Source organism: Marivirga aurantiaca (assembly GCF_016679925.1).
Classification (GTDB): domain Bacteria; phylum Bacteroidota; class Bacteroidia; order Cytophagales; family Cyclobacteriaceae; genus Marivirga; species Marivirga aurantiaca.
The window spans coordinates 16,817-40,345 of record NZ_JAEQBW010000013.1 but is presented as its reverse complement, the minus strand read 5'-3'; the positions used below and the strand labels follow the sequence as shown (position 1 = coordinate 40,345).

The window sequence follows — 23,529 nt, the reverse complement described above, 5'->3', positions numbered from 1 at the left end:
TTAAAGTTGATGCCTTCCGTCTGGTTGACAACTTTAATAATTTATTTTTTATCTCAGCCTAAAAATCGCTCTTTTGCAGCCTTTATGCCTGAAAAAAATCTTTTAACACTACCTTTTATCCCTTCGGTATTTTTATAGATAGTATTATGTGCAGTGGCTTTTTCATGGTCAGGCCTGTCTTCAGTATAGTAATATGTTGCTATTGATTTTCTATTTATCTCATAAGGTACATCTACAGCTTGCGGGTGTCCGTGATATGATATTTGATTAGTCTCAAATATTACACACTTATTCCAGTTAGGAGTTATTTTTTCCAATAGTTCTTTTTTATCATTGGTGAAATCCCATAACTCCAGATTCCCGCCCCAATTTTCCTCCCACTTTTCATTCATGTAAACCAAAACATTTAGCCTTCGGTGATATTTGGTTTTTGGATGTATATTGTAATCTATGTGTACGTTTAAATAGGCACCATTGATCGATTGATGTAAGCCACCCCCAAACAATTCATCATCAGCAATTAAAGGCAGCTCCATATCTGTTAGTGAATTAAGCCAATTTAAAAACTCCTCACCATTTAGTTCATCAAACACTTGCTTAAAAATGGAACCTTCCTCAAATTTTGTTTTCTGAAATTTATTTTTCTGATCCAGATAAGTCGTCCCATCCCACTTCCCGTCAGTTATAGTAGGGTAGCTTTCATGAATTTCTTTAGCTTTTTCTTTGTAAAAGAAATCTTCAATAGTGATATAGCGAAAGGGTTTTTTGCTCTGATATAAAATCCGTAATTGATCTAAATCGTTGTTTAGCTTGTTTATATTTATAAGATTCATAACTCTGCTTTATAATATCAAATTTAAGGTTATCTCCAAGGCATAATTGAAATGAATTTGGTTTTTATCCCGATAATATATTGCTTGCCCAAGCTTTATATGCTGATAAAGGTGCATGTCATGTATATTTTTATTAATTTTTCTTTATCAATAAAGGCGAAAATAGAATTTATTTCCTACCCTTTTTGCTACGGCTCCGCCCTTTCAGTCCCATTTTTGGAACCTGGCGGGTGGCTAAAATTTTTGTTTTGGTTCGTGAGAAGCAAAACAAAGGATACTTGTTAGATTAACCTCACATCCACTATTAATCTATCAATTAAAAATGATGTCTGAGGCCTTTATTTCCCTCTACTCCTTCTCTTATTTTTTTTACTTTGGCTTTACTTACTTCAGCTGTCAAACTCAAGCCTAAGCTTTCAATATATATAATCACTTTATTCCCTTGGATATTTCTTACAAGGCCCTCTTGTCCTTTCATGCCCCCATGTTCTATTTGAACTGTATCTCCTGGAATAATTGGTTCTACACTTACATCTTCAAATTCTCCTAACAATTTTTTAATAGCTTCAATTTCTTTAGGACGTATTTTGGCATCTTTTCCGAGGTGACGAACAAAGCTCACAACCCCAGGTGTTTGCAATATGCTTAATCGCTCTGTGTCATTTTTAAATTTGACAAAAACATAGGAAGAAAAGACAGCTACATTCACCTTCTTCTTTCTATCAGTCCATTGCCTTAAAACAGTTTGTGTTGGGCAATATACTTCTACTCCTTTTTCAGAAAGCCTTTCTGCCACCTTTTTTTCAGTTCTGGATTTTGTATAAATAGCAAACCAATTTTCCATTAAGTGCATTATAACATTTTAAATGAGGGGTTCATATAGTTTATCCAAATATAACTTTCATATGTAATATAGTTTTGGTTAAAGATTATTCCAGTAAGACCAGTCTTGCCCAATTTTGTAAGGTAATACTCGCTTGAAATACAAAACATATGAAGTGAAAATAGAAGCAAAGAAGATAAAGACCAATAAATTTTGAAGTGCTTTAATACTAGATGTTTTTTCCGCCCCACTACCAATTAAGAATGTTGTTAAAATAATTCTTTGGCAAAGGTAATGGATTTTGATTGAAAAGAGGGAGTTGGAAAACTACTATGTAGCGACAGAATTAAGTGGATAGTCGAAAATTTAGGGATGTTGCTTTATAGAAGCTGATTTTATTCATCAAAAAGTAAAAAAACTCTCTACTGGCCAATCTGCCCAGTAGCATTAGACTGTTAGTTATCAACCTCCATTGCCTGTCAGTAAATGATTGTCTTTTTTCCAGTCAGTAAGCAGTAAAGTTTCGTGGAGACACGAACCTTGGCGAACCATGAATATGGCAGAGTAAAAATGGATTAGTGATCCCCCTGAGGACAACGGTTGGTTTTGTAGCCTTACAAACAATTAGCAAGGATCTTTCTTCTGGCAGAACCACCCTGACTGCCCTCGTCCTGTGTTCCCACAGACGAGCATGCAAGTTTGTTACAATCTCCATTCCCTATCAATAAATGATTATTCTTTTCCAGTCAGTAAGTAGTAAAGTTTCGTGGAGACACGAACCTTGGCGAACCGTGGAGATATGAATATGGCAGAGTAAAAATGGATTAGTGGCCCCCTGAGGACAACGGTTGGTTTTGTAGCCTTACAAACAATTAGAAAGGATCTTTCTCCTGATAGAGCCACCCTGACCGCCCTCGTCTTGTATCCACAGGCGAGCAGGGCAACTGTTTGTAGCCTTGCCAACAAATTTGAAAGATTTATAACCGTACCTTTCATTCAGGGCAATAAAGTTTCGTGGAGACACGAACCTTGGCAATCTGTGGTGTTAATTGGCAGGCAAATGGAATCAGCTCCTTCCTGTTAGATGATAAAGGTCGAGGAAGAGATGAATACCGTATAGCTTTACTTTAACGAGCTCCCTCTCTATTGGAGAGGGTTGGGGTGAGGCTAAAGAATATCATTATATTTTCTAAAATAATTTTTATTAATTACTGTAGTTATTAATTTAGAAATTTAAGGTATAGCATTTGTGCTGAAGCAAATGACTAAGCAGGTTACTTTTAAAAAAACATTCCTATCCTTTCTTATGTGGAAAGCAATTATCCTTTGGTTAAGAAATTTTTTCGGTTTCTCCAGAAACGAGGCTAACGGATTTGTAATATTACTCTTCCTCATGATCATGGTGCTTTTTGCACCTTTAATATCCAAACAAATCCTTCTACAAAACCAATCAGGCCTATTGTTGGAATCTGATCCTCGTAAATTAGACAGCCTTTTAGCAGTGTTGGATAAAAACCTGGTGGAGGGCAGTAAAAATGAAGGAAATGAAGAAAAGTATAAGTTAACAGATTTCGATCTTAATACTGTAAGTTCAGAGAAACTACAATCATTTGGGTTGCCTGCTTTTTTGGCCGATCGCGTACTTAAATATAGGGAAATGGTAAAGCCCTTTGAGAAGCCGGAGGACTTCTTGAAAGTTTATGGGATTGATTCTTCCAATTACTTAACGTTCAGGCCTTATATAAAAATAAAAAAACAAGCTAAATCCCGAGTTGATTCGAAAAGTGATGAGCAAAAAGCAACAGGGAATTTAAAAGATTCATCTGCAAAATATGAAGAAAGCAATAAAGTAAAAGATTCCAATTATCACCTGAAAGCTTTTGACATTAACCGGGCAGATACGGTACAACTCCAAAAAATTTATGGCATAGGCTCTGTATTTGCTCAGCGAATTATAGAATACAGAGATCTTTTAGGTGGGTTTGTTAATGAGCAACAGTTGAGGGAGGTTTATGGACTTAAATCTCCAAATCTGGATTCCCTCCGGAAATATGCTAAAATTCAAGAGCCTCTTCATCTGGATAAACTAAACATTAATACGCTACCAGAAGAAGAATTGGCAAAGCATCCTTATATTTCCTACAAACAAGCCAAACTGATTCTTGCCTACAGAGAAGCACATGGTGCTTATGCTGAGCCCGATGATTTATTGGAGATCAAAATTCTGGATTCAGCATTTGTCAAGAAAATTGGAAGCTATTTATCATTTGAAGTGGAGTAAGATAAAAAAATTAAACCCTTTGCTCAACTCTACGGATTTTCAATAAGGTACTCTTGATAAGTACTCCAATGTTCGAAAACCAAATAAACTTTGCTCGAGAAAGCGGGTGGGAGGACAAAAAGGCGGGGAGCGCGTGGAATTGCAGCGTGGGAGCATCTTTTTGTCTTGATTTTTTCTATCTTTTGCATCAAGGCAAAAGATTGAGAGTAAAATTTGGTCTAAAAATGCTGGAAATTAAACATCAATATTAAATGAAATTCTGCCTTAGGAGGTTTTGTCCTTATATTTAAATTTTGTAAATTTTAATATAAAGGCAAGGATACCGCGTTTATAGGTGAAATTTATTTTTCATGAGGAGCCTCAATAATTGAGAGTCTTTTACTCAGGCTTTTTGAATAGTGTATCAAAAAAGGCAATTCAAATACCCCCCCCCCCGGAATTAGCTCGGGAGCACCTTTCCCGCAACCCATTATTGAAGCTTCAGTTTTTACCATTAAACAAGAAAATCCAATCTTTTGAGGCTCTCAAACCGTTGAATGGTATTTGATAGGATTGGATAATTGAAACTGAGCATTATTTAAAATAATTATACCAATAAACTCATAAATTTTTATAAATTTAACATTGCTAAAATCTTTTTTGCATGCATGAAATTCTGAGTTACTATTTGAAAAGGCTTACCAATTTATCGAGCAGCAATCGCTCTCTGTTATTGTTGAGACTCATTTCAGATCAGGCGATAGATTTGCATGACTTTGACTTTATTCTTAATAAACCCTCATTTTCCCTTATTGAAGCTTTACTGGCTCAGAAAAAGGAGATTCCCCTGGCGGCTATTTCTGATCCGCGAATGGAATCGAATAACATTCTCAGTAAGAAACTGAAAAAATTACAGCGCATAGAAAAATTCATCTATGATGAAAGAGGGGCGAAGGATTTATATGTAGGCTGGCCATTCGTGCGTGGAAAGCTACAAGGTGGTACGATGGTACGTTGCCCTCTGATATTTTTTCCTGTGGAAATTCTACAAAAGGACGATCAATGGGTGATTCAGTTGAGGGAAGAAGTGAACATCACTTTCAATAAAACTTTCTTGCTGGCTTATGCCTTCTTCCATGGTATTAAAATTCATGATGACTTACTGGAAAAGGTATTTGAGATTTACGATTCGGATAGCCGGGTATTCAGAACACAGCTCTACCAGATATTTAAAGAAAGTACTGTTAATTTGAATTTCAATCAGGATAATTTTATTGACAAATTACAGCCTTTTCAGAATTTCAAGAAAACAGATTTTGAAGAAGAGCAAAAGGAAGGGGAAATAAAACTTTTTCCAGAAGCTGTATTGGGTATTTTCCCTCAGAGTGGCTCTTACCTCGTTCCTGATTATTCTTTTATGCTGGAACAAGATCAGAAAGTACAGGATATAGAAGAGTTTTTTTTGAGCAGGAATCCTGATAAATCAGAAAATGAACTCGATGTTTATCGGCAGAAATATCGGTTTATTGACACCATTAAAGAAGAAGAAACTTTCAGTGTATTCCCAATGGACGCTTACCAGGAAAATGCACTGAAAGCGGTAAAAAAAGGAAATTCATTGGTGGTTCAGGGTCCCCCTGGCACCGGGAAATCACAGTTGATCAGTAATTTAATTACTGATTTTATTGCAAGGGGCAAAAAGGTACTGGTAGTATGCCAGAAACGTGCTGCTTTGGATGTACTTTATCAAAAGCTACAGTCTATTGAGATGGATGCCTTTGCTGCTTTGGTGCATGATTTTAAAAATGACAGGAAGAAAATTTTTGAACACATCCAAAGTCAGATTGAAAGGGTAGATGAATATGAGTCCAGGAACAATGGATTAGATGCTGTGCAAATCCAAAGGGAATTCCTTCACGCCAGCCGTAGAATTGACCAGATAGTAGAAGAGCGGGAAGAGTACAGGCAAGCGTTCTTTGATGAAAAGGAATGTGGCATTTCTGCCAAGGAATTGTACCTGAACTCAGACAATAAGTTGCCGATTGTTAACATGAAGCAGGTTTACAGGCATTTTAAGCGATCTGAAATCCGGAAATTTTCTGATAAGATTGTGCACTATCAAAGCTATGTGGATGATTTCAGTAAAGATCAGTTCATCTGGAATGACAGAGTGGATTTCACCAATTTCACTTTGTCTGATAAAAAAATCATGCTGCAGTTACTTAAGCAGATTCCGGAATTTATAGCTGAAACAGGTGAGAAAGCCAAAAAATTGGTAGGTTCCCAAATGTCGTTAAAGGAATTTGAGGATGTAGCAGATCACAAAAACAAGTTGATGGAGCTTCATACCTTGTTGGATCCGAAAGTCTTTTCATACCTAATCCACCTGCTGGAATTTAGCGATGAAAACACCAATCTACTTTGGCTATCCAATATTCAAAGGATTATCAATGACTGCTTCAAAAATGGTGGTATAGAAAGTAGCTTATCAGGCAATAACCTTGGAATGCTTCAGAATGTACTACAAGTAAGAAGCCAATCCAGGAAAAGGCCTACTCAATATATCAATTGGCATTTGTTTTCAAAAGAAAAATACTTTCTTAAGAAAGTAGCTGTAGCCAATGCTGTTTCAACCAATAAAGAAGGAATTCAACAGTTGGAAAGGCTATTGGACAACAGGCTGAACTTTGAACATAACATGACCAAACTGAAAAAACAGGAATGGTTAAAAGAGGTGCCTGATAGTAAAGACCAGCTTCAGCTGAACGAATGGTTTGAAGAACAGAAAAATGCTATTAAAGCAAAAGAAATACTCAGTTCATTCACCAATTTTAAGGAGTTCTCGCTTTTCAAAGAGGGAACATTACAAAGCTTTCTGACAAAGATTGAAACCATTATTCAATTATCGGAAAACTTAATTGAGGAAAAGGAAAAATGGAAAGAGTATTTTACCAGAACCCAGATTGATCATTTAGAACAACATGGGCTGGTACCCAATTACCTTCATACTTTTAACAAGTATTTTGATGAGTTGGTAGATTTCGATAAAATGTATGAGCTCATGGAGCCGCATGAAAAAACGGTGCTAAAATCTATGGATGAAGCTGATTTCCCCATTGATCGAAATAATGTAAAGCAAGTATTTGTAAATAGTATTTACATCTCCTGGCTGGACCATATAGAAACAAAGTATCCAATACTTCGGGATGTTTCCACCAGAAAATTTGATAAGAAGACGGATGAACTACAGGCGGCCATTGAAGAGAAATGGCGATTAAGCAGTGAAATACTAACCTTAAAGGTAAGAGAGAAAACCTTCGTAAACCTGGAGTATAACAGGTTGAACAACAGAGTATCCTATCGTGATTTAAGCCACCAGGTAACAAAGAAAAGACAAATTTGGCCTGTGAGGAAATTGATTCAGGAATTCCATGAAGAACTTTTTGACCTCATTCCGTGCTGGATGGCGAGCCCTGAATCTGTATCAGCTATTTTTCCTATGGAGGAGATATTTGACCTGGTTATTTTTGATGAGGCATCCCAGTGTTTTGTTGAAAAGGGGATTCCTGCCATGTACAGAGGTTCACAGGTAGTAATAGCAGGTGATGACAAGCAACTTAGCCCGAATGATTTGTACAAAGTACGTTGGGAGGAGGATGAGCCTGAGAATGTAGATCTGGAAATTGATTCCTTATTGGATTTGGCTAATAAATATTTAATGAATGTTCATCTGGGCGGACATTACAGAAGTAAATCCCTTGATTTAATTGAATTTTCGAACCGTCATTTTTATAATAATAAACTCAGGTTGCTGCCTGACTTCAATTATATCAATCAGGCAGATCCGGGGATTGATTATATCAAGGTTGCTGGGGTTTGGGAAAACCAAAAGAATGAAATTGAAGCCCTCAATGTAGTGGATATCATTAAGGAATACCTGAAGAACGAACCTCAAAAGGAAATAGGAGTGGTCACTTTTAATGCTCCGCAGCAAGGCTTAATATGGGATATTCTGGAAGAACAAATCAGTGCGGGAAATATTCAGTTACCGGATAAATTCTTTGTAAAGAACATTGAGAATGTACAGGGGGATGAGAAGGATGTAATTATTTTTAGTACAGGTTACGCCCCTGATCCTAAAGGAAGAATGATAATGCAATTTGGAAGCATCAATGCATCCAAAGGTGAAAACCGGCTGAATGTGGCCATTACCCGCGCCAGGGAAAAGATCGTAATTGTCAGTAGTATTTATCCTGAGGAGCTTAAAGTGGAGGATACCAAAAATCCTGGCCCCAAGCTATTGAAGGCATATCTGCAATATGCACTGGAGGTATCAAAAGGTAAATTCAAACCACAGCCTACGCCTATGGAAAGATTTTCCAATGATTGGTTTTTAAAGAAAAAACTGGCAATTGACTTGAATAGAGTACTTGATAAAGTAGAGGCGAAAGAAGAGCTTCCTTTTGCGGATCTCAGCTTTGTGTTGAAAGATCAATATAAAGGAATGTTACTTACGGATGATGATTTGTTTTATGATAATCCGTCTGTAAAAGATATCTATGCTTATACTCCATTTATGCTACAAAAGATGAATTGGCCTTATATACAGGTAAAAAGCAGGAATTACTGGAACGATAAGGAGGAAATGATGGAACGGATTACGCAGTTTATTCAAAGGAATTGAAATTTACCTGCTTTTAATCAGTCTTAGAAAATCCTCCTTAGTAAGAATAAGGGGAGAGGTATAAAGAATTTACTCAGCAGAATTTAATTCCTGTACTCTAATACCAACAGAATAAACCCCTCTCAAAGAATCAGTTCTCATATATTGTTTTAGCTCTACTGTAAATTTCCCTTTTGTGGGAAACACCACGGAATCCTCCAGCAATACCTGATGACTATAGACATTGCTTATACCATCTCCATAAGGAGCTCCTGTTTTGGGATGAAACAATTGAATGTTTTGCAACTTTTTATCTAACACATGATCAGTGGAATCTTTCAAAGTATAATGAACATATATATTTCTGTAAGGATAATCTCCATCATTCCTTAAATTCAAATACAATTGATGTAAAGTGCTGTCATTTTCTATTTCAAAGGTAAAATCCATTGATTCATCCATTTGCCAAATCCTGTCTGGAAAGTCCAGGTTTTCTTCATATTGCCTTTCTTCTGTGCAGGCAAAAGCCACCCATAAAAGAACGATTAAAAGCGGTTTCTTTAGTTGGTTCATTCTCCTGTTTTATTATTGTTATTAGGTTTGTTGTTTTTACGAAAACGCTTTTTATTTTTCGGCTTGTTTTTGGGTCTAATAGTCTTGTCACTTTGATTGCCGGGATTATTTTCGGTGATAGACTTAGTGTTTTGCTGAGGGTTTTTTGCAGTTTCAGACTTTGGAGCCACATTGTTTTGCGGATTATTATTTCCTTTTGGCTTTCCTTTGAAGTTTTTAGACTTGCTCTTCTTTTTGGCTTTTGGCTTAGAGAACTTCCTGTCCAGACGAATTAAATCGCTGTTAATGTTGACATGATCCTCTATTTCCAATACATCTTCCAAAAGTGTTTCAGGTTTTTCTCCTTTTTGATTTAAAGTCAGTATTTCTGCAACCCTTTCTACTTTTACCGGATGCCAGATATTATCATCAGAATAGCTGAACCACATAATTCTCCTGAAGATGTCTGTTTTTTGCAGTTTGGCATTGCCAATTTGGGTTTGTATAGGCTTATTTACCTCAGGAATGCCTTTCAGGGCATCAATATAAGTATCCAATTCGTAATTTAAACAGCACTTTAAGCGTCCACACTGCCCAGAAAGCTTGCTTGGGTTGAGGGAAAGGTTTTGATAACGAGCGGCATTGGTAGACACGCTTTTGAAATCTGAAAGCCAGGTGCTACAGCATAGTTCACGACCACAGGAACCAATGCCTCCCAAACGACCTGCTTCTTGCCGCAAGGAAATTTGACGCATTTCCACACGGATTTTAAACTCTCCGGCCAACTTTTTAATCAACTCTCTGAAGTCTACCCTTTCTTCTGCTGAATAATAAAATGTGGCTTTGGTATTATCTGCCTGATATTCCACATCAGATAATTTCATATTCATTTTAAACTCACTAATGACTTCCCTTGCTCGATACATGGTAGTCATTTCACGATTCTGAACCTCATGCCATTTTTCAAGGTCTTTATCAGAAGCAATACGATAAATGGCTTTGATTTCATCATCATTTTTAACTTTCCTCCGTTGCATTTGCAGTCGTACCAGTTCGCCTTGCAGAGAAACATAACCAATATGGTGTCCGTTAGGAACATCCACTACCACAGGATCCCCTGTGTTTAATTCCAATTGGTGTACATTACGGAAAAATTCTTTTCTGCCACCTTTAAATTTTATTTCTGCTATATCAAAAGTATCGTAGTTGGGGAAATCCATATTGGAGAGCCAATCGAATGCATTCATTTTGTTGCATCCACCGGTACTACATCCCCCGTTATTTTGGCATCCACTTACAACTCCCTCTTTCTTGTTTATTCCACACGATGAGCATCCCATATTATCAATAATTTATAATTAAAGCCCATTAGAGCTTGTCTTTTCAACTTTTTACTTCCATGGCCAATAAATCTCGGCCAATATCTTTCCTGTAATACATATCCTCCCAGCAGATTTTTTTTGCTCCGCTGTATGCTTTTTCCAGGGCGGTTTCCAGATCCTTTCCTTTGCCTGTTACGGCCATTACTCTGCCGCCATTGGTGACAATATTGCCCTCTTTTTCAGTGGTTCCTGCATGAAACACAATGCACTCTTCCACTTCCTCCAAACCTTTGATAAGCTTGCCTTTTTCATATTCCCCGGGGTAACCTCCTGCCACCATTACCAGAGCAGTTGCTGTTTCATCAGAAATTTTCAGTTCTTGTTGATCCAGGGTTTTGTCTTTCAGGCTTTTAAAGAGCGAAACAATATCGCTGTTAATTCTCGGGAACACCACCTGGGTTTCCGGATCGCCCATTCTGACATTGTACTCTATCACAAAAGGTTCGCCTGCTACATTCATTAACCCTATGAAAATAAAACCCTGGTATGGGATTCCATCAGCTTTTAAGCCTTCAATAGTAGGCTTAATTACTTTTGTCTCCACTTTTTCCATGAAAGCTGCATCTGCAAATTGAACAGGGGAAACCGCACCCATACCACCGGTATTTAGCCCTGTATCGCCTTCACCTATTCGTTTATAATCTTTGGCTTCAGGTAAAATTTTATAGTTTTCACCATCAGTTAAAACAAAAACTGATAATTCTATCCCTGAAAGAAAGCCCTCTATGACCACTTTGGCACTTGCTTTACCAAATTTGGCATCTCTTAACATTTCAATAAGCGTTTGTTCAGCCTGGTCCAGATTTTCACAAATAACTACTCCCTTTCCACCGGCAAGTCCATCAGCTTTTAATACATAGGGACCACTTATACTTCTTAAATAGGTCAATCCGTCCTCCAGTTCATTTTGAGTGAAGGTAGCATAAGCCGCAGTTGGTATCAAGTGTTTTTGCATGAAGCGTTTGGAGAAATCTTTGCTTCCTTCCAATTCCGCACCTGCTTTTGCAGGGCCTATGAGTTGGATGTTTTTCAAAGAAGGTACAGTGGAAAAATAATCCGTGATTCCGGCAACCAGAGGTGCTTCAGGTCCTACAACTACCATCTCAATTTGCTCAGTCAAGCAAAAATCTCCTACGGCTTTGAAGTCGGTAGGGGATATATTAATGTTTTTAGCAACTGTTGCAGTACCTGCGTTTCCGGGAGCTACAAACAACTGGTCGCATAGCTTGCTTTCAGCTATTTTTGTGGCAAATACATGTTCTCTTCCTCCTGCACCTAATATAAGTATATTCATCAAAATTCTCTTTTTAGCATAATGACAGCTTATGACAGCTGTATTTATGAGTTCGTTCTCTTAAATCACCTTGTATAATCTACACAAATTTCGTGATTCTCCGGCAAAATGAAAAATGCCATTTGGTGTAGCTGTTTAATCATTGACTATTGGTAAAGCCCTAAGGGTTTGCCATTGACGTTGTGAAGATGTATTAATTATTCAATTAGTTCATCTTCACAAAAGTCATGATTTGCTATTCTACACCTTTTTAATTAGCATAATTGGAGAGAAATTTAATGCGCATCAGTCGCATGTCTTCTTCCGAAAATTCATCTTCAAATTCTTCCATGGCATCATCTATGCTGTCTGTTTCGGCAGATAAAAAATAATCAATGATCTCTTCCTGTTTGTCTTCATCGATGATTTGCTCTAAGTAGTAATCAAGGTTAAGTCTTGTGCCTGAATAACAAATGTTCTCTATTTCTGTGATCAACTGCTCAAAACTGATGTCCTTCATTTCGGCAATTTCTTCCAATTCAATTTTCTTATCCACTTGTTGAATAATAAAAATCTTCATTTTGGATTTGTTCACAGAGGATTTCACCATCACATCTGCTGCGGTAGTAATGTCATTTTCTTCTACATATTGTTTGATCAGGTCCAGGAAAGGCTTGCCGAATTTTTGTACCTTTCCAAGCCCTACACCATTTACAGCTGCAAGTTCATCAGAAGTTGTAGGGTAAGTAGTGGCCATTTCCTCTAATGAGGGGTCCTGAAAAATAACATATGGAGGCAAATCTTTTGACTTAGCTACTTTCTTTCTTAGTGCTTTTAACTGTGTGTAAAGCACCTCATCAAAAGATTTGGTGGCAAACGACTCTTTTTCTATTTGATCTTCATCCCCATCATCAGTATAAATATGGTTTTTGGTGAATTCTATATTTTTTGGATTCTTCAGGAATTCCTCCCCGGCTTTATTCATTTTTAATACACCAATATTCTCAATGTCTTTATCCAGGTAGCCATTTAGCATTGTCTGCCTAATAATGGATTTCCAGAATTCAGGTTCCTGGGCACTACCTACTCCGTGTATCTCCAGTTTGTCATGGCTATAGCTGGTTACGTACTGATCTTTTGAACCTCTGATTACATTCACCAAATGATTCATCCCAAAACGTTCACCGGTAAGTTTCACTGTTTTTAAAGCAATGATCATTTCTTCCTTGCCTTCAAACTTTTCTTTCGGATGAACACAATTGTCACATTTTCCGCAAGTATCAGTATAGGTTTCACCAAAATAATGAAGTAGCTGCTTTCTCCTACATACTGATGACTCTGCATAGGAAGACATTTCTTCCAAAAGAAGTTTAGCATTTTCCTTTTCTGTAACAGGCTTGTCCTTATTGAATTTTTCCAGTTTTAAGATGTCGTTATAGCTATAAAACATCAGGCAATCTCCCACCAGGCCATCGCGTCCTGCACGGCCGGTTTCCTGGTAATAACCTTCTACGGATTTAGGTGTGTCATAATGCACAACAAAACGAACATCCGGTTTATCTATTCCCATACCGAAAGCAATGGTAGCTACAATTACATCTACATCTTCATTCAGAAAGTTGTCCTGATTTTTCATCCTCACATTGCCATCAAGACCGGCATGGTAAGGAGCTGCATTGAACCCATTCACATTCAAGAATTCCGCGATTTCCTCTACTTTTTTACGACTTAGGCAATAGATGATACCACTTTTTCCTTTTCTGTCATTCAAAAAACGAATAAGTTGTTTTTTGGCCTGGTTTTTTGGCCTTACTTCGTAATACAAATTCTCCCTGTTAAAGGATGATTTGAATACATTGGCCTGTTCCATATTCAGGTTTTTCTGAATATCCAGCTGTACTTTAGGTGTGGCCGTTGCAGTAAGTGCTATGACAGGTATATCAGCAATTTGCTGAAGGATGGCTTTGATCTTCCGGTATTCCGGCCTGAAATCATGACCCCATTCGGAAATACAGTGGGCTTCATCAATGGCGGCAAATGAAATATGGGCCTTTTGTAAAAAAGCTACATTTTCCTCTTTCGTGAGAGATTCCGGTGCTACATATAATAACTTTAAATTACCATTTAGTACTTCTTTTTTTACTCTGTTTACTTCTGTTTTGGAAAGGGTAGAATTTAGAAAACGTGCATTCACACCTAATGCATTTAAGGTATCCACCTGATTTTTCATCAGGGCGATCAATGGGGAAACTACAATAGCTGTGCCTTCTTGTGAAAGTGCAGGTAATTGGTAGCATAATGATTTTCCTGCCCCGGTGGGCATGATTACAAAAGTATTTTTCTTTTCGAGTATGTTCTTCATAATCAGCTCCTGCTTGCCCCTGAACTGGTTATATCCGAATACTTCTTTTAATTTTTCCTTTAAAGTAGCTTGTTGCGCTTCTATCATCTCTTTAACATCAATTGCTTGATTAATTCTTAAATATATATCTTTGTGTCAAATTTAGTTCCTTAACACCAGATACTTTGAATTTAAGAAAAAATATTATAAAAATAGCTCAAAATGTACTTATTAATGAGGCAAAAGCGATAAATGATTTGGTCGGTTACCTTAATAATGATTTTGAGCAGTGTGTAACTGAAATACTCAACGCCAAAGGCCGTGTGGTTATTACCGGAATTGGCAAAAGTGCTATCATTGCACAGAAGATTGTGGCTACCTTAAATTCCACAGGAACACCTTCTTTATTTATGCATGCTGCTGATGCCATTCATGGTGATTTGGGGATGGTGCAAAAGGATGATGTGATGATTTGCATTTCTAAAAGTGGTAACACCCCCGAGATAAAGGTTTTAGTGCCATTATTGAAAAGAAGAGGGTCCAAATTAGTGGCTCTGGTGAGCAACACCGATTCTTACCTGGCACAGCAGGCAGATTTTATTCTTAATGCCACGATAGGTCAGGAAGCGTGTCCTCTTAATCTGGCACCTACCACCAGTACTACAGCTCATCTGGCTTTGGGGGATGCGTTAGCTGTTTGTTTGTTGGAAGCACGTGATTTCTCTTCGGATGATTTTGCACAATATCATCCCGGTGGTTCATTGGGAAAACAATTATACTTAACTGTTGAGGAATTAATCAGGCAACATCAATTGCCGGTAGTAAAAGCAACAGCTAATTTTAAAGAAGTGATTTTTGAAATTTCCGAGAAAAGACTTGGAGCTACTTCAGTGGTGGATGAAGAAGGGTTGTTAATTGGGATAATTACAGATGGTGATTTGAGAAGGCTAATGGAAACCGACCGTGATATTCATCAAATTATAGCCAGTGACTTTATGACAAGCAATCCTATTACCCTTTCCGGGGAAGATTTTGCCGTAAAAGCCTTGCAAATAATGCAAAGTAAAAACATTACTCAAATTGTGGTCGTAAATGGTGGTAAACCCATAGGTTTTGTGCATCTTCATGATCTGTTAAAAGAGGGGATTGCGTAACTTAAGGACACAAAATAATATAAAGTACTCCACTGATTTTGCCTGCAACAACCACAAATAAACCAGATACTGATGAATGAGAATAAATACGTAGTGATCATGGCCGGAGGGACGGGTACTCGTTTATGGCCAGTAAGTACAAGCCAAAAACCCAAACAATTCCATGATTTATTAGGTGTAGGGAAATCATTGTTACAAATGACGTATGACAGGTTTGCCACTCATTTCAGGAAAGAAAATATTTTTATTGTTACCAATAAGGACTACGAAGGTTTAGTGCAGGAACAAATACCTGATATTGGTGAGGACCAATTGCTATTGGAGCCTAATAAAAGAAATACTGCGCCCTGCATAGCTTATGCTGCCTATAAAATTGCTTCACGTAATCCTGATGCTATTATGGTAGTTGCCCCTGCCGATCATCTAATTTTAAAGGAGGAAGTTTTTCACCAGGCCATTTCAATAGCAGTGGATAGTGCTTCCAAACAGGACCAGTTGATTACTTTGGGTATGCATCCTAACAGACCTGAGACAGGCTACGGTTATATTCAATATATCCCTGATTCTGCTGCTCTTAAGAAAGTAAAAACCTTTACTGAAAAGCCTGAACTTGAACTGGCTGAAAAATTTATTGAAAGTGGTGATTTTGTATGGAATGCCGGTATTTTTATTTGGTCTGTAAAAAGCATAATAGCTTCCTTTGAAAAATTCCTTCCTGATTTAGCGGAGATTTTTTCTGATGGGGATGAGCCTTATTACAGTGCCAATGAAAAACTTTTTATCAATAAGGCCTACACACAATGCATGAATATATCCATAGATTTTGCTATTATGGAAAAGGCAGAGAATGTGTATGTGCTGCTAATGGATATTGGCTGGTCTGATTTGGGTAATTGGGATTCCTTGCATGAGATTAGGGAAAAAGATATTGACAATAATGTAAAACCCGATAATGTTCTCTGTTTTAATGCTACTGACAATATTGTTACTTTGGATCAAAGCAAGCTCGTAGTAATTCATGGTCTTCAAAACTACCTTGTTTCAGAGCAAAATGGTGTGATCCTTATTTGTAAAAAGAATGCAGAAAAGGAAATCAAGGAAATGGTCAATTCTGTCAAAAATCAAAAAGGAGAAGGTTTTATTTGATTTTGGCCTCCTTTGATGCTTAATTCTCTATATAATTAGCTTAAGTTAAGTCGTTTTTTTTATGACCAATCCCTGCTGTAGCAAGAAAAAAAACAAAATAATCAAATTAAAGTTTACAGTGGGATTACTTCTTGCTTGTCAACTAATTTGCCTTGACCTTTATTCCTCCAACCCTCATTTAATTTCCGATTCTTCTAAAGTGAATAAAAAACGTTTGGCTTTAGTGGTAGGAGCTGAAGCTGCTTTTTATACTGCCGGAATGTTATACTTGTCAGAGGTGTGGTATTCCAATGATCAGGCAGTTCCTTTTCATTTCTATAAAGACCAAACAGGCTGGTTGCAAATGGATAAATTCGCTCATAGTTATGTAGCATACTATGAAAGTTATGCCGGTTACCATGCCTTAAGATGGTCAGGCCTTAGTAAGACTAAAGCGCTGTGGTTTGGAGGTACGCTGGGTTTTGTCCTACAACTTCCGGTAGAGGTTTTTGATGGATTATATGAAGGTTATGGTTTTTCACTTAGTGATGTGGTGGCAAATGGTTTTGGTTCAGCTTTGTTTATGGCACAGCAACACTTTTGGGATGAGCAAAAGATCATTCCCAAATTTTCTTTTTATCCTTCTGCTTATGCTGAAATCAGACCGGGAACATTAGGTAGAACTTTTGGTGAGCAGTTGGTTCAGGATTATAATGCCCAAACATATTGGTATTCCTTCAGCCCGGCTGCATTTATGGAAAAAAGTAACTGGCCGGAGTGGCTGTGCTTTTCGTTAGGTTATAGCGGAGCAGGCATGCTTTCTGAATTTGAGAATCCAGAGTTTATCTACGGGGAATCTGTTGAACATATTGAAAGGTACAGACAATATTACCTTAGCATGGATGTGGATCTGAGGAAGATAAAAACCAATAGTGTTTTCCTGAAGGGGGTGTTTCAGGTGTTGAACATCATTAAGATTCCTGCCCCTGCTATTGAGTTTAACAGAATAAATGGCATTGAATTTCATCCTTTGCATTATTGATATACTTCATTAATCTTGAGGATATATTTCAAATGGAAGTGTATCTCACTCCTTTTTTGAAAGGGGTGAGGGGAATCCTTAGTTCTAATCTAATAATACTAATTTTCTAATCAGGAGATCCTGAATCAAGTTCAGGATGATGTGCGTTTTCATGTTACATCGTTCTTACGCCAATTTTCAAAATTTACTCTCTTATCAATCCGTAAAATGGAATGAAAAAAGCCCGCCCTATACAGGCAGGCTTTCATATACTCTTTCAAAAGAATATTTTAATACATAAAATAGAAAGCTGCAATCAAGCCTACCATCACTATTAAAATAGGAATTACCACAGGCCAGTTAACTTCTTCTTGCTCATCCATTGGATCAGCTCCTTTTTTATTACTTACTTCAGTTTTCATAATTATTTTTTTTGAACAATTCATTTATTGATTGAAAAGAGTTCAGGTCATTTTCATGAGATTGATATCTCATGAAATCATTCTACAACCTTTGATGAGCTCTGTAAAGAAAATGAAGGGAAGTATTTATGGAGCGTTAATGCATATTTTAGGCCACCGAAGCAATGAAAGGATCATCGGCTTTTCATTCCTATTTATTGGGCTGGCCAAAGCCACAATAGGAGTTCTATAATCAGGTGTGAATGTTCTATGAGAATGTGTGTCCGGAGAACTGTTTTTTACTTCTGTACTTGTCTGGGAGAAGGAAACAGGAAGGGTATAAGATTTCTCTATATCGTTTTTAACACCATAGAAGTGGGAGTCATGTGAAGGGCTGAATTTTTCAGCAAAAAGCCCAATTGGCCTTATAAAAAGGCAGAAGATGTAAAAAACAAGTAGAAAACTTGAAATGGGTTTCATCTATTGATTTCCGGAGTATTGTACCGATTGGTGCAAATAACGTAGATTTTACAATAAAGATTTCAAGTTGATTGAAATTTATTTTCAGGTATTTCTCAGCTCTTTCATAGTATAAAATGTTTTTGGTCGGTTACTTGAATATAAGACCACAAACCTCCATATTTCTGAAGGCCTTGTGGTCTCAATTTTACTCTTTTTAATCAATTTAAGGCTTATGATAAAACTCAACTTCACCACTGGCTACATCGTACATGCCACCGGCAATTCCTATGGTACCTTCATCCAGCATCTCTTTTAAAACAGGACTTTTTTCTTTGATCTGTTGCATGGTAAGCTCAACATTTTTATCAGCCACTTTTTGTACATAATCAGCATTTTGAGAATTTCGCTCACCGTCTACAGAAACAGCTTCTACAGCTGGTTTAAGCTTTTTTAACATTCCGGTAAGATTGCCTAATTCTACATTGTCGCAAACACCTTTTACTGCTCCGCAACTGGTATGTCCCAATACAACAATAAGTTTTGAACCAGCTACTTTACAAGCAAACTCCATGCTGCCCAAAATATCCTCATTCACAAAATTACCGGCAATTCTCACACTGAAAATATCTCCCAACCCCTGATCGAAAATAAGTTCCGCAGGAACACGTGAATCAATACAACTAAGAACTACAGCAAAAGGATACTGCCCTTCCCTGGTTTCATTTACCTGTTGCAAGAGGTTACGGTTTGCTCTTAAGTTTTGAACAAAACGTTTATTGCCTTCCTCTAATATAGTAAGTGCTTTTTGCGGGCTAAGTGCCGCCTGACTTTTTTCCGTTTGTGTTTTCATAATTTTATTCAATAAAGACTTTTTAATGTATCACTTCTTTAACATCCTCACCTTTATCGGAGTGAGAGGAAACCGTAAATTTTGGAGGTGTTGGCCCTTCAACAGGCTCTGTAAGATTTTTCACCGTTACATCAATATCTCTTCCTTTGGCACTTATCCTAAAATCCTCTATAATTTCATATATATCATGATGCATGTATTGGGTATTGGTCGCATCAATTTCTACTTTAGTATTATCAGGAATATCAGCCAATGCTTTTAATATAGTTGCTTTATTGATAAAAGTTAGCTCCTGAGCCAATACTAACCTCATTTTCTCCTTGCCGTCTTCTTTTTCTTCACGTTTGGTATAATGAGTAATTTGGTAGTTGTTTAAAAGGATATAGAAAATAGCTACAATCAAGCCAATTCCCAGTCCTACCAATAAATCTGTAAAAACTATTCCCAGGATGGTTGCTATAAATGGAATAAACTGACCCTTCCCTTGTTTATACATTTTCTTGAATACAGAAGGTTTTGCCAATTTATAACCTACTATAAATAATATGGCTGCCAAAGTAGCTAAGGGTATGAGGTTGAGTAAATGAGGAATGGCAATAATACTTCCTAGTAAAAGAAAACCATGAATAATGGCAGATGCTTTAGTCTTTCCTCCTGATTGGATATTGGCTGAACTTCGCACAATTACCTGTGTAATAGGTAAACCACCAATCATTCCTGAAATAATATTCCCTACTCCCTGAGCTTTTAATTCACGGTTGGTAGGAGTTACCCGCTTATAAGGATCCAGCTTATCTGTAGCTTCCACACACAATAAAGTCTCCAAACTGGCAACTACAGCTATTACAATTGCAGTTATATACACCTGAGGGTTGGCTAATGCTGCCAGATCAGGGAAAGTAAAATTACTTAAAAAGCCACTAAAACTATCCGCTAAAGGAACGTTTACGCTTTGATCTTCGCGAAGTGCAAAATCAGGCATGGCACTAAAAATCTGGTTTAATAAAACCCCACTTAATACAGCTACCAAAGGACCTGGAATCAACTGGAATATTTTCTGTTTTTTCATAAAGCTGGTTTCCCAAAGCAAAAGTATCGCAAGAGAAACAGCGGTAATAATCAAGGCTCCCGGGCTGATAAAGTTAACCGCATTGACAAGTTCAGTGAAAGCATTCTCGCCACCTTTGCCCAAGAAACTAAGATCCCCCTCAGGACTTCTGTCATAGCCGAAGGCATGCGGTATTTGTTTAATAAAAATGATGATACCTATACCTGATAACATGCCCATAATAACCGATGAGGGGAAATAGTAGGCAATAATACCACCACGGGCAAATCCCATTATTAATTGAATAATACCTGCTAGTACCACGGCCACCAGGAAGACCTCGAAAGTTCCTAAATCCTGAATGGCTGTAAGTACAATTACAGCCAATCCGGCAGCAGGGCCACTCACTCCCGCAGGAGATCCACTAATAGAAGCAACTACGATACCTCCCACTATACCAGCTATTAAGCCGGAATATAAAGGAGCGCCCGATGCAAGGGCTATACCTAAACAAAGAGGTAGAGCAACAAGAAATACCACAATACTTGCAGGTATATCGGATTTTAAATTTTTTAAAGGATGAAAATGACTCATGCGTAAAATGATTTAAAATTTTTTAAAAAAAATCAAAAGATACATTATGAAAATGACCATACTATAAGCTAAAAAGCATAGTATTATTAAGAGAATTTAATACTTTAAAGTGAATTAGGCCTGTTTAAACTAGAAACGGCATTTGTGGGGGAGGAGTTAAGAGTTCACTTACTCTTCCTTTGAAAAGAAATGTTTTGGAAGTATAATACCTCCCTTTCTCTTCCAAGAAAATAGCATAAGAAACTTTTTTATGGGGTATAAATTCTTTACAATTTTCCTTTACTTCTTCCTTCTGCGATTCGGAATCACCTAAAGGTTCTGTCTCACTGGAAGGTAAATCACAATATTCATGAGTTGTTGAGGCACTCTCCTGAATAAGGGAGGGGAAAGAGTTAAAGAGAATTGTGCTGCTAAAATAAATTAACAGCACCGTTGAAAGACATTTTATCAGTCTGGTACTTAATAGAGGATGATATGTAACATGTTTTTTCATTATGTTTTCCCAAACAATCAGGTTGACTATTGACACCTTCTTTCTATTTGATGCCTCAAATATAAGGCAGGAACTATTTAGGAAGAAGAAAAATTCGACCAAATTATTATATTTCAGTATTTTAGACGGTATGTAGAGCAGATTGTTGTGAAACATTAAAACCTAATACTTGTATTGAGAATTAACTGTAAATCAACTTATTTGTTATTTTTTTTCACAACTAGTACTTATTTTCTCCTTAATAGAATGTGTCTTAGTTTTTCTGGGAAAGCCGCTTAGTTATTTAAAATAATTAGGATAAATGACAGCTTTCACTAACCTAACCACTTATTTCTTCAAGATAGGGCTATCATCTGTTTCAATATTTTCTGTCTATTGAATTTTTCTTTAAATAAAAGAGGAAGGGCAATTATCCTAGCCATCCAGCCATTCCTTAAAAGTGGATACTTTTTCCCGACTGATGAGAATGTCATTGTCATCGCATCCTTTCAGTTTAATTTTCAACCTACTGTTTGAATAGGAGTAAATTTCTCCAATGGCTTCAAATGATGAGATGTATTTTCTGTTAATTCTGAAAAAGAGTTTCGGATTCAGCATTTCTTCCAATTGATCGAGGGTGTAATCCAAAATAAGCCTTCTTCCTTCTTTTAAGCATATAAAAGTGGTTTTTTCAGCACTTAGGATGTATGCAATATTTTCAGTAGGTATACTTTGGATTTTTTCTCCAATTTTTACCATAAACCTGCTTTTGTAATTGGCAGATTGAGGCTTTAGCAAATCTTTTATTTGATTTAGATCTATCTGTGGTTGTAATTGATAATTTTTGAATTTCTGAATAGATTGTTCTAATTCAATAGGATCAATAGGTTTTAAAAGGTAATCTACAGAATTGAGTTTAAAGGCTTTAATGGCATATTGATCGTAAGCGGTAGTGAAAATGATGGGGGAAGCTACTTTCACCTGCTCAAATATTTCGAAACTTTGCCCATCAGCCAATTGGATATCACAGAAAATGAGGTCTGGGCTAGCTTCTTTTTGCAGCCATTTCACAGCAGATGAAATACTATCTAAATGTCCAAAAATTTCAGCTTCAGGTAGATATTCGGTAATTAATTTTTTCATACGAGCCGCAGCTGGTCTTTCATCTTCTATGATTAGTACTCTCATTTGTTTAAACTTAATAAAGGAAGTTCTACTAAAAATTCCTTTTCCATTTCTATCACCAGTGGTGTTTTTTTGCTTAAGAGGGCATATCTTTTTTTGATGTTTTCCAATCCTATGCCTCTGTTCTCACTGTCTTTGGTGATTTTTGGTTGATAATTGTTTCTTACAATTAATTTCCCATCTTTCTCTTCAATATTAATTGTTAGTGGATGCTCCATACTCGCAATATTGTGTTTGATGGCATTTTCCAACAACAGCTGTAATGACAATGGAGGTAAATACAAATCTTTATTGTTCTCGATTTTGATGTGGAAAATTAAACTTTCCTCAAATCTGATTTTCTGAAGGCTTAAATAATTTTTAGCAAAATTCAACTCTTCTTCCACACTCACCAACTCTTCAAATTGCATATCCAATACATAACGATAAATCCTGGAAAGCTGCTGGATAAAGGCGGCAGATTTATCAGCATTTTCATAGACTAAACTGGAAAGTACATTCAGTGAATTAAAAAGGAAATGGGGGTTTAATTGATCCTTTAATGATTGATACTGGCCGGCTAACTTTTCCGATCTAAGTTGCTCGGTTTCAATAGCTGCATTCCGCCATTCGTATAACCATGATCTGGCAGTGAAAATAGAAATGATTACCAATGCAATAACTATTGGTACTACAGTATTTTCCAACATTCTTGTCCACGATATATTTTGGAGGGTTAAAGTATCAGAGGTTAATAACCCGTACATTACGGACAAAGTATAGCTTACAATAAATGAGTATAGCAGGTAAATCACGACAGTAAGAAACAGCCTTTTCACCGGGAATTCTATCCAGCTAATTTTATTGTCAAAATAGGCTTCTACTGCGTATCCTCCCATACTCAATGCAGATGACATCAAAAAGGAAAAAATAAAATCCGGTAAAATATTTCTAATCCCCTCTAAGGATAAAAAGCAGGTGGGACAATAAAAAAGCATTAATAAAAAGGCAATACCTAAATTAAGGAATAGAAAATCCTTTAAGGTTTTAATGGAGCAAATTTTAGAGAGGGCACTGTTATTTATCATTTGGTCAGTTTAGCTTAAAGATA

General features: G+C 36.9%; 17 protein-coding genes. 5 read left to right on the top strand and 12 right to left on the bottom strand.

Annotated features, from left to right (window positions below; all coding sequences use genetic code 11):
* Window positions 1-53 precede the first annotated feature (53 nt).
* Together JKA74_RS18325 and JKA74_RS18320 are read right to left on the bottom strand one after the other, a co-directional pair.
* Window positions 54-833 carry a 2OG-Fe(II) oxygenase gene (locus tag JKA74_RS18325; RefSeq protein ID WP_201432693.1) on the bottom strand — a complete coding sequence of 260 codons (780 nt, stop codon included), beginning with the start codon at window positions 831-833 and terminating at the stop codon, window positions 54-56.
* Window positions 834-1,149: 316 nt separating this feature from the next.
* Complete coding sequence (locus JKA74_RS18320; RefSeq protein WP_236587931.1) at window positions 1,150-1,686, bottom strand: UpxY family transcription antiterminator; 537 nt, start codon at window positions 1,684-1,686, stop codon at window positions 1,150-1,152.
* Window positions 1,687-2,962: 1,276 nt separating this feature from the next.
* Between JKA74_RS18320 and JKA74_RS18315 the strand changes: the two genes are divergently transcribed.
* Entirely contained in the window at window positions 2,963-3,937 is a 975-nt protein-coding gene (locus tag JKA74_RS18315; protein ID WP_201432691.1) for a ComEA family DNA-binding protein, read from the top strand.
* Window positions 3,938-4,580: 643 nt separating this feature from the next.
* Window positions 4,581-8,600, top strand: a complete 4,020-nt coding sequence (locus tag JKA74_RS18310; protein ID WP_201432690.1) for an AAA domain-containing protein — start codon at window positions 4,581-4,583, stop codon at window positions 8,598-8,600.
* A gap of 69 nt (window positions 8,601-8,669) precedes the next feature.
* Here JKA74_RS18310 and JKA74_RS18305 read toward each other — a convergent pair whose 3' ends face one another.
* From JKA74_RS18305 to recQ, 4 genes are all read right to left on the bottom strand, one after another.
* Entirely contained in the window at window positions 8,670-9,152 is a 483-nt protein-coding gene (locus tag JKA74_RS18305; RefSeq protein ID WP_201432689.1) for a gliding motility lipoprotein GldH, read from the bottom strand.
* A complete protein-coding gene (locus JKA74_RS18300; RefSeq protein ID WP_201432688.1) occupies window positions 9,149-10,471 on the bottom strand; it encodes a PSP1 domain-containing protein in 1,323 nt (440 codons plus the stop codon). The genes JKA74_RS18305 and JKA74_RS18300 overlap by 4 nt, the downstream gene beginning before the upstream one ends.
* A gap of 43 nt (window positions 10,472-10,514) precedes the next feature.
* Window positions 10,515-11,807, bottom strand: a complete 1,293-nt coding sequence (purD, locus tag JKA74_RS18295) for a phosphoribosylamine--glycine ligase (RefSeq protein WP_201432687.1) — start codon at window positions 11,805-11,807, stop codon at window positions 10,515-10,517.
* 250 nt (window positions 11,808-12,057) lie between these two features.
* Window positions 12,058-14,235 carry a DNA helicase RecQ gene (gene recQ / locus JKA74_RS18290; protein WP_201432686.1) on the bottom strand — a complete coding sequence of 726 codons (2,178 nt, stop codon included), beginning with the start codon at window positions 14,233-14,235 and terminating at the stop codon, window positions 12,058-12,060.
* A gap of 77 nt (window positions 14,236-14,312) precedes the next feature.
* Here recQ and JKA74_RS18285 point away from each other — a divergent pair, with 77 nt between their 5' ends.
* The 3 genes from JKA74_RS18285 (at window position 14,313) to JKA74_RS18275 (ending at window position 17,448) form a co-directional block, all read left to right on the top strand.
* Window positions 14,313-15,281, top strand: a complete 969-nt coding sequence (locus JKA74_RS18285) for a KpsF/GutQ family sugar-phosphate isomerase (protein WP_201432685.1) — start codon at window positions 14,313-14,315, stop codon at window positions 15,279-15,281.
* A gap of 72 nt (window positions 15,282-15,353) precedes the next feature.
* Window positions 15,354-16,427, top strand: a complete 1,074-nt coding sequence (locus JKA74_RS18280; protein ID WP_201432684.1) for a mannose-1-phosphate guanylyltransferase — start codon at window positions 15,354-15,356, stop codon at window positions 16,425-16,427.
* A gap of 118 nt (window positions 16,428-16,545) precedes the next feature.
* The gene (locus tag JKA74_RS18275) at window positions 16,546-17,448 is read left to right on the top strand and encodes a DUF2279 domain-containing protein (RefSeq protein ID WP_201432683.1); all 903 of its coding nucleotides are present in this window, start codon (window positions 16,546-16,548) and stop codon (window positions 17,446-17,448) included.
* A gap of 269 nt (window positions 17,449-17,717) precedes the next feature.
* Here the strand turns inward: JKA74_RS18275 and JKA74_RS20910 are convergent, their stop codons facing one another.
* From JKA74_RS20910 to JKA74_RS18250, 6 genes are all read right to left on the bottom strand, one after another.
* Window positions 17,718-17,849, bottom strand: coding sequence for a hypothetical protein (locus JKA74_RS20910; protein WP_262895948.1), 132 nt, complete (start codon window positions 17,847-17,849; stop codon window positions 17,718-17,720).
* Window positions 17,850-18,513: 664 nt separating this feature from the next.
* Window positions 18,514-19,140, bottom strand: a complete 627-nt coding sequence (locus JKA74_RS18270) for a carbonic anhydrase family protein (RefSeq protein WP_201432682.1) — start codon at window positions 19,138-19,140, stop codon at window positions 18,514-18,516.
* Window positions 19,141-19,162: 22 nt separating this feature from the next.
* On the bottom strand, window positions 19,163-20,782 hold the full coding sequence (locus tag JKA74_RS18265) for a SulP family inorganic anion transporter (protein ID WP_201432681.1): 1,620 nt from the start codon (window positions 20,780-20,782) through the stop codon (window positions 19,163-19,165).
* A gap of 124 nt (window positions 20,783-20,906) precedes the next feature.
* Entirely contained in the window at window positions 20,907-21,275 is a 369-nt protein-coding gene (locus tag JKA74_RS18260; protein WP_201432680.1) for a hypothetical protein, read from the bottom strand.
* 414 nt (window positions 21,276-21,689) lie between these two features.
* Window positions 21,690-22,442, bottom strand: coding sequence for a LytR/AlgR family response regulator transcription factor (locus JKA74_RS18255; protein ID WP_201432679.1), 753 nt, complete (start codon window positions 22,440-22,442; stop codon window positions 21,690-21,692).
* Entirely contained in the window at window positions 22,439-23,506 is a 1,068-nt protein-coding gene (locus tag JKA74_RS18250) for a sensor histidine kinase (protein ID WP_201432678.1), read from the bottom strand. The genes JKA74_RS18255 and JKA74_RS18250 overlap by 4 nt, the downstream gene beginning before the upstream one ends.
* Window positions 23,507-23,529: the final 23 nt, after the last annotated feature.